The organism is Pseudomonas sp. AC193 (assembly GCF_979258075.1).
In genome coordinates this window covers 5,388,460-5,401,898 of the sequence record NZ_OZ409832.1, presented here as the reverse complement: position 1 = coordinate 5,401,898, position 13,439 = coordinate 5,388,460, and the positions used below count along the sequence as shown (strand labels likewise).

Annotated in this window: 9 protein-coding genes and 3 pseudogenes; 5 read left to right on the top strand and 7 right to left on the bottom strand. The window is 57.3% G+C overall.

What is annotated here, in order from left to right:
* Window positions 1–56: 56 nt before the first annotated feature.
* Genes yidC through rpmH form a run of 4 tightly spaced genes read right to left on the bottom strand, consistent with a single transcriptional unit; the run spans window position 57 to window position 2,529 of the window.
* A complete protein-coding gene (gene yidC / locus ACZZ0D_RS24235; protein ID WP_463554470.1) occupies window positions 57–1,736 on the bottom strand; it encodes a membrane protein insertase YidC in 1,680 nt (559 codons plus the stop codon).
* Between the two features lie 2 nt (window positions 1,737–1,738).
* Window positions 1,739–1,984 (bottom strand): membrane protein insertion efficiency factor YidD, encoded by a 246-nt coding sequence (gene yidD, locus ACZZ0D_RS24230; protein ID WP_010465488.1) that lies wholly within the window; start codon window positions 1,982–1,984, stop codon window positions 1,739–1,741.
* Window positions 1,977–2,378 carry a ribonuclease P protein component gene (gene rnpA / locus ACZZ0D_RS24225; RefSeq protein ID WP_042704971.1) on the bottom strand — a complete coding sequence of 134 codons (402 nt, stop codon included), beginning with the start codon at window positions 2,376–2,378 and terminating at the stop codon, window positions 1,977–1,979. Before rnpA ends, yidD begins: the two co-directional genes overlap by 8 nt.
* 16 nt (window positions 2,379–2,394) lie before the next feature.
* Window positions 2,395–2,529: a 50S ribosomal protein L34 gene (gene rpmH / locus ACZZ0D_RS24220; RefSeq protein WP_003213577.1), complete on the bottom strand. Its 135-nt coding sequence runs from the start codon at window positions 2,527–2,529 to the stop codon at window positions 2,395–2,397.
* A gap of 567 nt (window positions 2,530–3,096) precedes the next feature.
* Here rpmH and dnaA point away from each other — a divergent pair.
* The 4 genes and pseudogenes from dnaA to gyrB all read left to right on the top strand — a co-directional run bounded on the left by dnaA (window position 3,097) and on the right by gyrB (window position 9,311).
* Window positions 3,097–4,623: a chromosomal replication initiator protein DnaA gene (gene dnaA / locus ACZZ0D_RS24215; protein WP_159813307.1), complete on the top strand. Its 1,527-nt coding sequence runs from the start codon at window positions 3,097–3,099 to the stop codon at window positions 4,621–4,623.
* 40 nt (window positions 4,624–4,663) lie between these two features.
* Window positions 4,664–5,767 (top strand): DNA polymerase III subunit beta, encoded by a 1,104-nt coding sequence (gene dnaN / locus ACZZ0D_RS24210; RefSeq protein ID WP_463554469.1) that lies wholly within the window; start codon window positions 4,664–4,666, stop codon window positions 5,765–5,767.
* Between the two features lie 14 nt (window positions 5,768–5,781).
* Window positions 5,782–6,887, top strand: a pseudogene (recF, locus tag ACZZ0D_RS24205) (DNA replication/repair protein RecF).
* A gap of 5 nt (window positions 6,888–6,892) precedes the next feature.
* Window positions 6,893–9,311, top strand: a pseudogene (gene gyrB, locus ACZZ0D_RS24200) (DNA topoisomerase (ATP-hydrolyzing) subunit B).
* A gap of 134 nt (window positions 9,312–9,445) precedes the next feature.
* Here the strand turns inward: gyrB and ACZZ0D_RS24195 are convergent.
* Window positions 9,446–10,167: pseudogene (locus tag ACZZ0D_RS24195) on the bottom strand (response regulator transcription factor).
* Window positions 10,168–10,335: 168 nt separating this feature from the next.
* Between ACZZ0D_RS24195 and ACZZ0D_RS24190 the strand changes: the two are divergent.
* On the top strand, window positions 10,336–11,868 hold the full coding sequence (locus tag ACZZ0D_RS24190; protein ID WP_463554468.1) for a sensor histidine kinase: 1,533 nt from the start codon (window positions 10,336–10,338) through the stop codon (window positions 11,866–11,868).
* 168 nt (window positions 11,869–12,036) lie between these two features.
* On the opposite strand, the gene ACZZ0D_RS24185 is transcribed toward ACZZ0D_RS24190, so the two are convergent.
* Together ACZZ0D_RS24185 and gmhB are read right to left on the bottom strand one after the other, a co-directional pair.
* The gene (locus ACZZ0D_RS24185) at window positions 12,037–12,816 is read right to left on the bottom strand and encodes a lysophospholipid acyltransferase family protein (RefSeq protein WP_463554467.1); all 780 of its coding nucleotides are present in this window, start codon (window positions 12,814–12,816) and stop codon (window positions 12,037–12,039) included.
* A gap of 83 nt (window positions 12,817–12,899) precedes the next feature.
* Window positions 12,900–13,439, bottom strand: a complete 540-nt coding sequence (gmhB, locus tag ACZZ0D_RS24180) for a D-glycero-beta-D-manno-heptose 1,7-bisphosphate 7-phosphatase (RefSeq protein WP_339453937.1) — start codon at window positions 13,437–13,439, stop codon at window positions 12,900–12,902.

Genomic DNA, 13,439 nt, shown 5'->3' with positions numbered 1-13,439 from the left:
ACAGATAGCAAAACGCCCCACTAGGGGGCGTTTTGAGTGGTTATCCACAGTGTAAATCAAGCGGCTGCTTTGGTAGCCCGTTCGATCTTACGTGTGATGTACCACTGTTGGGTGATGGACAGGCAGTTGTTCACAACCCAGTACAGCACCAGACCCGCCGGGAACCACAGGAAGAAGAAGGTGAAGATGATTGGCATCATTTTCATGACCTTCGCCTGCATCGGATCCGGAGGAGTCGGGTTCAACTGCTGCTGGATAAACATGGTTGCGCCCATGATGATCGGCAGAATGAAGAACGGATCCTTGATCGACAGGTCAGTGATCCACAGCATGAACGGCGCTTGGCGCATTTCCACGCTTTCCAGCAGAACCCAGTACAGCGAAAGGAAAACCGGCATCTGCACGAGGATTGGCAAGCAACCACCCAGCGGATTGATCTTCTCTTTCTTGTACAGCTCCATCATGGCTTGCGACATTTTCTGCCGGTCATCGCCATGTTGTTCTTTCAGTGCAGCCAGTTTCGGTGCAACGGCACGCATACGCGCCATCGATTTGTAGCTGGCAGCCGACAGAGGGAAGAAAAGACCCTTGATCAGCATGGTCAGGAAGATGATCGACCAGCCCCAGTTACCAACGATCGCGTGGATGTGTTGCAGCAACCAGAAGATCGGTTGAGCAATGAACCACAGAATGCCGTAGTCGACGGTCAGTTCCAGACCTGGGGACAACTGCTTCAGCACAGCCTGGCTTTTCGAACCGGCGTACAGCACAGCGCTGGTTTCAACTTTGGCACCTGGTGCAGCGGTCAGTGTTGGACCGGTGTAACCGATGATGTAGTTGCCTTTGCTGTCTTTACGGGTCTGAACGACGTTGTTTTCGCCCTTCGCCGGAATCCACGCAGTCACGAAGTAGTGTTGCAGCCAAGCTACCCAACCACCGGTGACGGTTTCTTTCAGTTGGGCCTTGTCCATGTCCTTCATGGACACTTTCTTGTACGGCTCCGAACTTGTCCACAGGGCAGCGCCCAGGTAAGTCGCGGTGCCAGTAGCAGTGGTGGACGAAGGGTCAGCGCTGTTATCACGCTTCAACTGAGCAAACATTGCGCCGTTCCAGGGCTGAGCGCTCTGGTTATCCACAATGTAGGAAACGGCTACGTCGTACAGGCCGCGTTTCAGGGTGAAACGCTTGATGTAATTGACGCCGTCCTTGCTGAACTTCAGGTCTACGACCAATTGGTCCTGACCGTCAGCCAGTTGATAAGTCTTCTTCTCCGAGGAGTAGACCGGACGACCGGCCGGGTTTGCGTCCGGGCCGTTGGTGCCGATCAGACCGCTTTGGGCCAGATAAACACGTTCGCCGCCGTTATCGAACAGCTGGAACGGAACATCAGGACGATCCTGACGACGTGGATACAGAGGCAAGGTCAGTTGAGCAACATCACCACCTTGTGGATCGATCGCGAGATCGAGCACGTCGGTTTTGATCTGGATCAGATCCTTGCTGGCGGCTACCGGTGTTTCGGCAGGTGCGCTGGTATCGCTAGCGGCGCGTGGAATATCGTCACTGGCGGCAGCATTATTGCCAGTGGCGGTGTCCGGCAAACCGGATGTAGTCGTACTGGAAGCAACATTCTGAGTCGGCAAAGCAGCCTGACCATAGTCCTGGTTCCATTTAAGAACCATAACGTAGGCCACGATTGCCAGGGCGACGATCAGGATCGTGCGTTTGATATCCATGATTACTCGGCCATCGAAGAAGAACGGGAGGTAGGGATAGGTGGAACCGGGTCATAACCACCGGGATTCCACGGATGACAGCGACCTAAACGACGAAAGGTCAGCCAGCCACCGCGCAGAAGGCCATGATTTTCAATGGCTTCATACGCGTAGCAGGAACAACTGGGGTAGAAACGACAGTGGCTGGCCATCAAAGGACTAATGGCATAGCGATAAAACTGGATCGGAACGAGGGCCAGTTTACGCATCAGGACTGTCTACCCCTACAGTTTCGGTTTTGACTTCTGGAACTGGCTTGCTGCGTGCCAGACGCTTCCAGAGCTTGCCGAAATGCTGAATCAATTCGGGGTTTTCTACATCGCCAAGACCTTTGCGCGCGACGATAACGATGTCCCAGCCGACCAGTGAATCCTGGTGCAGACGAAACGATTCGCGCATCAAACGTTTGAGGCGATTGCGCTCAACGGAGAGCTTTACGCTCTTTTTCCCGATAACCAGCCCGAGACGGGGGTGATCAAGATCGTTGTTGCGTGCAAGGAGCAGGAGATTTTTCCCCGGAACCTTGCCGGTAGGGGAGTCAAAGACTGCCTTGAAATGCCGGGGGGTAAGCAGACGCTTTTCCCGACTGAAGTCCTGACTCACCTCCAGTACCGGATTATCAAACTGCCAGACGCGCACGACCTTTGGCGCGGCGACGCGACAGGACAGCACGGCCGTTCTTGGTAGCCATGCGAGCACGGAAGCCGTGAGTACGGGCGCGTTTGATAGTGCTTGGTTGGAAAGTACGTTTCATTGTCGTGTTACCTGGTTCGTCCACAACGGGCCGGAATGGCCCCCGTTTTAAGAGACCGGGGATTCTAGAGAAAGCAAGCCCTCAGGTCAATTTCCAACCAGCGTTTCCTTATAAATAGATCTGGGGGGCCTCTGTGGCTGAAAGCCTGTCTGCCAAACATAAAAATAAAGAAGGGACTTATTTAAAGCTTTTTTGTAGAGCTTATAAAAGCTAGGGCCGTCATCTTCTGTGGATAAGTGCCATGAGCCCATATTTCACGTGATGTACAGAGAATGACAACTACAGTGGAAAACCGTGTTCAGCCTGTGCTGCACTGTCGGATAACCTGTGCGTGGAATGGCCTGTTATCCACAGGCAGGTTATCCACCGAGTTCAACCCCCAGTTGTCCAGTGCCCTCAGGGGCGGTTATCCACAGAGCTTATTCACACACCGTTGGTCGCCTTTTTTTGGTTTAACGCATTGATAAATCATGTTCACCGGGCAACCTGCATGTGGATAAGTGGGCGGCTCGCCGCTACAATGGCCGCTTGTTTTTGCCTCACCGGCTTTCAACTTAGGGGATATCCGTGTCAGTGGAACTTTGGCAGCAGTGCGTGGAGCTTTTGCGCGAGGAGCTGCCTGCCCAACAATTCAACACCTGGATCCGTCCACTACAGGTCGAAGCCGAAGGCGACGAGTTGCGCGTCTACGCACCGAACCGTTTTGTTCTGGACTGGGTCAACGAAAAGTACCTGGGGCGCGTCCTTGAACTGCTGGATGAGCACGGCAACGGCATGGCGCCTGCGCTTTCCTTATTAATAGGCAGCAAACGCAGCTCGGCACCGCGTGCCGCACCGAATGCGCCACTGGCGGCAGCGCAAGCTTCCCAGGCGCAAGCGAATGCTGCCCCGGTGAACACGCCAGCGCCGACTCAGACGCCAGCACCGAGCGCCAAGCGCTCGACGCAGAAAAGCCCGGAAGTCAGCGATGAACCGTCTCGCGACAGCTTCGATCCGATGTCCGGCGCCGCTTCGCAGCAGGCCCCGGTTCGTGCCGAACAGCGGACTGTGCAGGTCGAAGGTGCGCTCAAGCACACCAGCTACCTGAACCGTACGTTCACCTTCGAGAATTTCGTCGAAGGTAAATCCAACCAGCTCGCCCGCGCGGCGGCCTGGCAAGTGGCGGATAACCCGAAGCACGGCTACAACCCACTCTTCCTTTATGGTGGTGTTGGCCTGGGTAAAACTCACTTGATGCACGCGGTGGGTAACCATCTATTAAAGAAGAACCCGAATGCCAAGGTCGTGTACCTGCATTCCGAGCGTTTCGTGGCCGACATGGTCAAGGCGCTGCAGCTGAACGCGATCAACGAGTTCAAGCGTTTCTACCGTTCGGTGGATGCGCTGCTCATCGATGACATTCAGTTCTTCGCCCGTAAAGAGCGTTCGCAGGAAGAGTTTTTCCACACCTTCAACGCGCTGCTTGAAGGTGGCCAGCAGGTCATTCTCACCAGTGACCGCTATCCGAAAGAAATCGAAGGCCTTGAAGAGCGCCTTAAATCCCGCTTCGGCTGGGGCCTGACGGTTGCCGTCGAGCCGCCGGAACTGGAAACCCGCGTGGCGATCTTGATGAAAAAGGCCGATCAGGCCAAAGTCGACTTGCCGCACGACGCCGCGTTCTTCATCGCCCAGCGTATTCGTTCCAACGTCCGTGAGCTGGAAGGCGCGCTGAAACGCGTGATCGCCCACTCGCACTTCATGGGCCGCGACATCACCATCGAGCTGATTCGCGAATCCCTGAAAGACCTGTTGGCGTTGCAGGACAAACTGGTCTCTGTGGATAACATTCAGCGCACCGTCGCCGAGTACTACAAGATCAAGATCTCCGACTTGCTGTCCAAGCGCCGTTCGCGCTCGGTCGCACGTCCGCGTCAGGTGGCGATGGCGTTGTCCAAGGAACTGACCAACCACAGCTTGCCGGAAATCGGCGATGTGTTTGGCGGCCGCGACCACACCACCGTGTTGCACGCCTGCCGCAAGATCAACGAACTTAAGGAATCCGACGCGGACATCCGCGAGGACTACAAGAACCTGCTGCGTACACTGACCACTTGATGAACACCAGCGCAGCTTATTAAGGGCAAGGGACTCGACCATGCATTTCACCATTCAACGCGAAGCCCTGTTGAAACCCCTGCAACTGGTCGCAGGCGTCGTCGAGCGTCGACAGACCTTGCCGGTACTGTCCAACGTGCTGTTGGTAGTCGAAGGCCAGCAACTGTCGCTGACCGGTACCGACCTTGAGGTCGAGCTGGTCGGTCGTGTGCAACTTGAAGAGCCTGCGGAAACAGGTTCCATCACCGTGCCTGCGCGCAAGCTGATGGACATCTGCAAAAGCCTGCCCAACGATGCGCTGATCGACATCAAAGTCGACGAGCAGAAGCTGGTGGTCAAGGCCGGCCGTAGCCGTTTCGCCCTGTCGACTCTACCTGCCAACGACTTCCCGACCGTTGAAGAAGGCCCGGGTTCGCTGACCTGCAGCCTCGAGCAAAGCAAACTGCGTCGTTTGATCGAACGCACCAGTTTCGCCATGGCCCAGCAGGACGTGCGTTATTACCTCAACGGCATGCTGCTGGAAGTGTCCGAAGGCATTATCCGTGCCGTGGCCACCGACGGTCACCGTCTGGCCATGTGCTCGATGAAAGCCGATATCGGTCAGCCGGATCGCCATCAGGTAATCGTGCCGCGCAAAGGTATTCTCGAACTGGCACGTCTGCTCACCGAGCCGGACGGCAATGTCAGCATCGTCCTGGGTCAGCATCACATCCGCGCGACCACCGGCGAATTCACCTTCACCTCGAAACTGGTCGACGGTAAATTCCCGGACTACGAGCGTGTTCTGCCGAAGGGCGGTGACAAGCTGGTATTGGGCGATCGCCAAGCGTTGCGTGAAGCGTTCAGCCGTACCGCGATTCTGTCCAACGAGAAATACCGTGGTATCCGTCTGCAACTGGCCAACGGTCAGTTGAAGATCCAGGCCGACAACCCGGAGCAGGAAGAAGCGGAAGAAGAAGTGGGCGTTGAATACAACGGCGGCTCCCTGGAAATCGGCTTTAACGTGAGCTATCTGCTCGACGTGCTGGGCGTGATGACCACCGAGCAGGTTCGCCTGATTTTGTCCGACTCCAACAGCAGTGCCCTGGTGCAAGAGTCCGACAACGACGATTCGGCTTACGTTGTCATGCCGATGCGTCTGTAATCAGCTGACCCTGGATGTCCTTAAGTCGTGCTTTCGGTCACCGCGGTGCGCAATCTGCCACCCGGTAACCTCTCCCCCTCCCCGCATCAACATTCTTTACGGCGCTAACGGCAGCGGCAAAACCAGTGTTCTGGAAGCCATTCATCTGCTGGGGCTTGCCCGTTCGTTTCGTAGCACGCGTCTGTTGCCGGTCATCCAGTACGAACAACTCGCCTGTACCGTGTTCGGTCAGGTCGAATTGGCCGAGGGTGGCCATAGCGCTTTGGGCATCTCGCGCGATCGTCAGGGCGAGTTCCAGATCCGTATTGACGGGCAGAACGCCCGCAGCGCTGCGCAACTGGCGGAGATCCTGCCGCTGCAGTTGATCAACCCCGACAGCTTCCGCCTGCTTGAAGGCGCGCCGGAAGATTCGCCGGCAGTTTCTCGACTGGGGCGTGTTCCACGTTGAGCCGCGTTTTATGGCTACCTGGCAGCGTTTGCAGAAGGCCTTGCGCCAGAGAAACTCCTGGCTGCGGCATGGTACACTTGACGCCGTTTCGCAAGCGGTTTGGGACAGGGAACTGTGCCAGGCCAGCGCTGAAATCGATGAATACCGCCGCGCTTACATCAAAGCCTTGAAACCAGTCTTTGAACAAACCTTGAGCGAACTGGTTGAGCTCGAAGGTTTGACGCTCAGCTATTACCGAGGCTGGGACAAAGACCGGAAAATGAGCGCCGTACTGGCTGGATCCCTGCAACGGGATCAGCAAATCGGGTCATACCCAGGCCGGACCGCAACGCGCTGATTTGCGTCTTACGATTGGGCGCCCACAACGCCGCGGACATTTTGTCCCGGGGTCAGCAGAAGTTGGTGGTCTGTGCACTGCGGATTGCCCAAGGGCACTTGGTCAGCCAGGCCCGACGCGGTCAGTGTATTTATCTGGTGGATGACCTGCCGTCCGAACTGGACGAGAACCACCGCCGCGCGCTGTGCCGTTTGCTGGAAGACTTACGCTGCCAGGTGTTTATCACCTGTGTAGATCACGAATTATTGAGGGAAGGCTGGCAGACGGAAACGCCAGTCGCTTTGTTCCACGTGGAACAGGGCCGTATCACCCAGACCCACGACCATCGGGAGTGAAGGCATTGAGCGAAGAAAATACGTACGACTCAACGAGCATTAAAGTGCTGAAAGGCCTGGATGCCGTACGCAAACGTCCCGGTATGTACATTGGTGACACCGACGATGGCAGCGGTCTGCACCACATGGTGTTCGAGGTGGTCGACAACTCGATCGACGAAGCCCTCGCCGGCCACTGCGACGACATCAGCATCATCATCCACCCGGATGAGTCCATCACCGTTAAAGACAACGGCCGTGGCATCCCGGTAGACGTGCACAAAGAGGAAGGCGTTTCCGCCGCCGAGGTCATCATGACCGTCCTCCACGCTGGCGGTAAGTTCGACGACAACTCCTACAAAGTATCCGGCGGTCTGCACGGTGTAGGTGTTTCGGTAGTGAACGCGCTGTCCGAAGAACTGGTGCTGACCGTTCGCCGCAGCGGCAAGATCTGGGAACAGACCTACGTCCACGGCGTGCCTCAGGCACCGATGGCCATCGTTGGCGACAGCGAAACCACCGGCACCCAGATTCACTTCAAGCCGTCGGCTGACACCTTCAAGAATATCCACTTCAGCTGGGACATCCTGGCCAAGCGTATTCGTGAGCTATCCTTCCTCAACTCCGGTGTCGGCATCGTCCTCAAGGACGAGCGCAGCGGCAAGGAAGAGCTGTTCAAATACGAAGGCGGCCTGCGTGCGTTCGTTGAGTACCTGAACACCAACAAGACTGCGGTCAACCAGGTGTTCCACTTCAACATCCAGCGTGAAGACGGCATCGGCGTGGAAATCGCCCTGCAGTGGAACGACAGCTTCAACGAGAACCTGTTGTGCTTCACCAACAACATTCCGCAGCGCGACGGCGGCACCCACCTGGTGGGCTTCCGTTCGGCACTGACGCGTAACCTGAACACCTACATCGAAGCCGAAGGCCTGGCGAAGAAGCACAAAGTCGCCACCACCGGTGACGATGCTCGTGAAGGCCTGACTGCGATCATCTCGGTGAAGGTGCCGGATCCGAAGTTCAGCTCGCAGACCAAAGACAAGCTGGTCTCTTCCGAAGTGAAGACCGCGGTCGAACAGGAAATGGGCAAGTACTTCTCCGACTTCCTCCTGGAAAACCCGAACGAAGCCAAGCTGGTCGTCGGCAAGATGATCGACGCTGCCCGTGCCCGTGAAGCCGCGCGTAAAGCCCGTGAGATGACCCGCCGCAAAGGCGCGCTGGACATCGCCGGTCTGCCGGGCAAGCTCGCTGACTGCCAGGAAAAAGACCCCGGCGCTCTCCGAACTGTACCTCGTGGAAGGTGACTCCGCGGGCGGCTCTGCCAAGCAGGGGCGTAACCGCAAGACCCAGGCGATCCTGCCGTTGAAGGGCAAGATCCTCAACGTCGAGAAAGCCCGTTTCGACAAGATGATCTCTTCCCAGGAAGTGGGCACCTTGATCACCGCACTGGGCTGCGGTATCGGTCGCGATGAGTACAACATCGACAAGCTGCGCTATCACAACATCATCATCATGACCGATGCTGACGTCGACGGTTCGCACATCCGTACCCTGCTGCTGACCTTCTTCTTCCGTCAGTTGCCGGAGCTGATCGAGCGTGGCTACATCTACATCGCTCAGCCGCCGTTGTACAAGGTCAAGAAAGGCAAGCAAGAGCAATACATCAAAGACGACGACGCCATGGAAGAGTACATGACGCAGTCGGCCCTGGAAGATGCGAGCCTGCACCTGAACGAAGAAGCCCCGGGCATTTCCGGTGAAGCGCTCGAGCGTCTGGTGAATGACTTCCGCATGGTGATGAAGACCCTCAAGCGCTTGTCGCGCCTGTACCCGCAGGAACTGACCGAGCACTTCATCTACCTGCCGGCCGTGAGCCTGGAAAAGCTCGGCGACCACGCAGCGATGCAAGAGTGGCTGGCCCAGTACGAAGCGCGTCTGCGCACCGTCGAGAAGTCCGGTCTGGTCTACAAGGCCAGTCTGCGTGAAGACCGCGAACGTGGCGTGTGGCTGCCAGAGGTCGAACTGATCTCCCACGGCCTGTCGAACTACGTCACCTTCAACCGCGACTTCTTCGGCAGCAATGACTACAAAACCGTCGTCACCCTCGGCGCTCAACTGAGCACCCTGCTTGACGAAGGCGCGTACATCCAGCGCGGCGAGCGCAAGAAAGCAGTCACCGAGTTCAAGGAAGCACTGGACTGGTTGATGGCTGAAAGCACCAAGCGCCACACCATTCAGCGATACAAAGGTCTGGGCGAAATGAACCCGGATCAGCTGTGGGAAACCACCATGGACCCAAGCGTGCGCCGCATGCTGAAAGTCACCATCGAAGACGCCATCGGCGCAGACCAGATCTTCAACACCCTGATGGGTGATGCGGTCGAACCTCGCCGTGACTTCATCGAGAGCAATGCGTTGGCGGTTTCGAACCTGGATTTCTGATCCTCGTTTGCGTCAAACAAAAAGGCCAACGCATTGCGTTGGCCTTTTTTATTGGCAGATCAAAAGATCGCAGCCTTCGGCAGCTCCTACAGGAGATCAATGTAGGAGCTGCCGAAGGCTGCGATCTTTTGATCTTACTCGGGCGCTGCCGCCACACTCTCCAACCGATACCCATACCCATAAATCGTCAACAACTGCCACCCTCGATCCGCCGTCAGTCCGAGCTTGTTACCGCAGCCGATAGATATGCGTATCCAGCGGCCGCGACGATGCCATCTCCTCATGCGGCCAAAACCGTTCATACAGATAATCCCGCGATAACGGCCTCCCCAGGTTGCTGAACAGACACCGCGCCAGTCGATACTCGCGCTCGGTCATGACAATCGGCTTTCCCTCGCGGGTGACGGTCAGTTCAGCGTCATCAAACGTCAGATCATTAAAGCTCAGCACTTCTGTCGCCGCCGCACGTTGCTGGCTGTGCCGCCGCAATACTGCAGCCACCCGCGCCTTCAATTCATTCGGCCGAAACGGCTTGCTCACATAATCATCCGCCCCCGCATTCAACGCCTGAACGATATCGCTCTCGCCATCACGGCTGGTGAGCATGATCGCTGCCGGTGGCGCTTCCATGTGTTCGCGCGGTACAGCGCAGCAGTGCCAGGCCGGTGAGGTCGGGCAGTTGCCAGTCGAGGATCAGCAGGTCGAAGGTTTCCCGGCGCAGTTGGCGCAGCAGGTCTTCGCCACGCTCGAAGCTGTGCAGTGACCACGGCTGTTCGCCGGCATCGGCCATTTGCTGCAGGGTTTGCTCGACCCGGCGCAGTTCGGCGGGTTCGTCGTCCAGAATCGCAACGCGCATTCGCGGTTATTCCTTGTTGCTTGGGCAGTTGGCGGACAACCATAGTCGCTCGGCCCTCGCAGTGAAAGTAAGCGGCCCGCCGTTGGTCGACGTCCGCTATGATTCTTCGGTCTACGTCTCAGACCTGTGGCCCATGAAACCATTCACCCCGCCCTGCCGTTTTTCCAAATGAACACTAATCGCCGGCGCGAAAGCCGTGAGCCCAGCCAGGTGCAGCGCCTGTTTCGACAGCTGGTGCGCGAGTGGTTGTGGATAAGTCTAGTGCTGTTGCCGCTGACTGCGCTGTTGTCGTATCGCGCGCAGATCAACCTGCGCGATATCACCCCCGTCATGGGGGCGATGCTTTCGGTTGGGCTGGTGGCGTGCGTACTTGGTTTGCTGTTATGGCGTCCGCGCTGGGCGTTGTGGATAACGTTGGTTGGCATGGCCGGCGTGCTGCTGACCAGCGCCGGGCTGGCGGAGATACGTCGCTGGTGGTCGCCAACGCCGGCGGTGTTGGGCATGTTGTTCGGCTATCTGATCTGGAACTGGCGGCGCCTGAGTGTGGTGCTGACTTATTTCGGCTGGGAGCTGACGCGGCTGGATGGAGAGCCGAAGGTTTTCCCTGAGCGCCGTCGCACGCAATTCACCGGCGCCGATCGTTTGCAGGGGCAGATCATGGCCCTCGAGCAAGCCATGAGCCGCACCCGCGATACTCGACGCTTCATCGCAGACGGTTTGGAATACTTGCCGGTCGCCACACTGATCAGCGATCCCAAGGGGCAGATCCTGCTGGGCAATCGCAAGGCCCGCGCGTTGTTCGATACCTCATTGGTGGGCGACGACGTCCTCGATCAACTCGGCCGCCTCGGCTATCCGGAATTATCCACAGAGCCACGTCCAGCGTTATCCGCCCTTCCGCTGCTGGAATTCCGTGACCACAAGGAACGCAGCCTGCGCCTGGAACGTGCCGCCCTGCTGCCGGTGGACGGTGACACGCCGATTGGCTGGCTGTTGAGCCTCACCGACCTCAGCGCGGAACGCGCGGCGGAAGAACAACGCAGCGTGTTGCTGCGCTTTCTGTCCCACGACCTGCGCGCGCCACATTCGGCGATCCTCGCTTTGCTGGATGTGCATCGCCATCAGGCCGGGGCTGATGCGCCGTTGTTCGAACAGATCGAACGTCAGGTGCGCCGCGCGCTGGATCTGACCGACGGTTTTGTTCTGCTGGCGCGAGCCGAGTCTGAGACTTACCAATTTCAACCGACGTTGTTCGCGATGCTGGTGCTCGACGTGCTGGATCAAGCGTTGCCCATTGCCCAGCAGAAACGCATCGAGCTGCTGCATGACATGGATGAAGAGTCGCAGGAACGTCTGATCAATGCCGATCAAGGCTTGCTGACCCGCGCGCTGTTCAACCTTCTGGAAAACGCGATCAAGTACAGCCCGGCCGACACCACGATCACCCTGCGCGTCCGTTGCCGCGAGGAATGGTTGCACTGTGAATTGATTGATCGAGGCAAAGGCATCGCCGCCGATGAATTGCCGGATCTGTTCAGTCAGTACCGCCGTTTTTCCTCCGCCCAAGGCATCGATGGCGTGGGGCTGGGCCTGTCGATGGTCAAAGCGGTGGTTGATCACCATGGCGGTAAAATCGAATGCCGCAGCGTGGTGGATCAAGGCACCACGTTCCTGCTGGAGTTACCGCTGATTCACGAATGATCAGGCACAAAAAAACCGGCTATATCAGCCGGTTTTTTTACATCGGAAAAAAACTTATGCACCTTTTACGGTCTTTTATGAGCTTGAGAAATATATAAGAAAATCAATTAGTTAATCTCAATATTCAAGCCTTTTCAAACAAACCGTACACAGGTTATCCACAAAATCTCAGACAGCGATCTGATCATTGGCGACCGGTGCCTGCGGGGCCGGTGGCAGAGAGCCCATTTCGCGTTGAGTCTTCTCGTTCCAGGCTTGCACCCGGTCGTTCAACTCGGCAATGGCGCGCGGGCCTGTGCCTTTGGCGTACATCGGTTCGCCGATGACCACCGTGATCACGCCGGACTTTTTACCCCAGCCGACTTTCGGCCAGAATTTGCCGGCATTGTGTGCAATCGGCAGTACCGGAAGCGCCGCATTCACCGCCAAAGCGCTACCACTGCGGGAGAACTTGCCGACAGTGCCAAACGGCACGCGTGTGCCTTCCGGAAAGATCAGCACCCAAACGTTGTCCTTGAGCAGCTCGTCACCTTTGGCGGCGACTTGTTTCAGTGCAGCTTTCGGGTTGTCACGGTCAATCGCGATCGGCCGCAACATGGCCATGGCCCAGCCGAAGAACGGCACGTAAAGTAGTTCGCGTTTGAGCACTTGGCTCAACGGCGAGAAATAAGCGGAGAGAAAGAACGTCTCCCAGGTACTCTGGTGGTTCGATTGAATCACGCAGGGCCGGTCAGGCACGTTTTCCGCGCCCTTGATTTCGTAACGGATACCGAGAAACACCTTGGTCAACCACAAGGCGCAACGGCACCAGTACACGTTGATAAAACGATAACGCGCCTTGAACGGCAGAAACGGCGCGATGAAAAAACTCAAACTGCACCACAGCAGGGAGGTGGTGCCCAGCAGCAGGTAAAAGAGAAAAATCCTGATGGCCCGCAGTATCGACATAGTGACGTTTACCGTGACGGGGCAATGCCCGAGTGTTCAAGCGCACTCCCGATCAATCCCTGGTCAGGAACTTCAGAAGTACTCTAGTTGTGGATAAGTTCTGCGGCAATCGCCGCCAGATCGTCAAAAATCAGAGTGCCAACCGGCAGGGTTTTGCCCTGAGTCTTTTCGCCTTTTCCGGTCTTTACCAAAACTGGCTGTGAATCGACGGCTTTGGCAGCCTCCAGGTCACCAAGGCTGTCGCCGACGAACCAGACATTGGCTAGCTCGACGTTGTAATGCGCCGCGATGGTTTTCAACATCCCCGGTTTCGGCTTGCGGCAATCGCAGCCTTCGTCCGGCCCATGCGGGCAGTACACGATCAGCCCGACTTCACCGCCCTGCTCCGCGACCAGCTCACGCAAGCGCGCGTGCATGGCATCGAGGGTGGCGAGGTCGTAATAGCCGCGAGCAATGCCCGACTGGTTGGTGGCCACCGCCACCGTCCAGCCGGCCTTGCTCAACTGCGCAATCGCTTCGATCGAGCCGGGCAACGGAATCCACTCCGCCACTGACTTGATGTAAGCGTCGGAGTCGTAATTGATCACTCCGTCCCGATCGAGAATCAGCAGTTTCAACAGCAA

What these genes read in the sequence shown, in the direction of transcription:
- yidD (WP_010465488.1), bottom strand. Translation starts at nt 1,984, where the DNA reads ATGCGTAAACTGGCCCTCGTTCCGATCCAGTTTTATCGCTATGCCATT.
- ACZZ0D_RS24185 (WP_463554467.1), bottom strand. Translation starts at nt 12,816, where the DNA reads ATGTCGATACTGCGGGCCATCAGGATTTTTCTCTTTTACCTGCTGCTG.
- ACZZ0D_RS24190 (WP_463554468.1), top strand. Translation starts at nt 10,336, where the DNA reads ATGAACACTAATCGCCGGCGCGAAAGCCGTGAGCCCAGCCAGGTGCAG.
- yidC (WP_463554470.1), bottom strand. Translation starts at nt 1,736, where the DNA reads ATGGATATCAAACGCACGATCCTGATCGTCGCCCTGGCAATCGTGGCC.
- dnaN (WP_463554469.1), top strand. Translation starts at nt 4,664, where the DNA reads ATGCATTTCACCATTCAACGCGAAGCCCTGTTGAAACCCCTGCAACTG.
- rpmH (WP_003213577.1), bottom strand. Translation starts at nt 2,529, where the DNA reads ATGAAACGTACTTTCCAACCAAGCACTATCAAACGCGCCCGTACTCAC.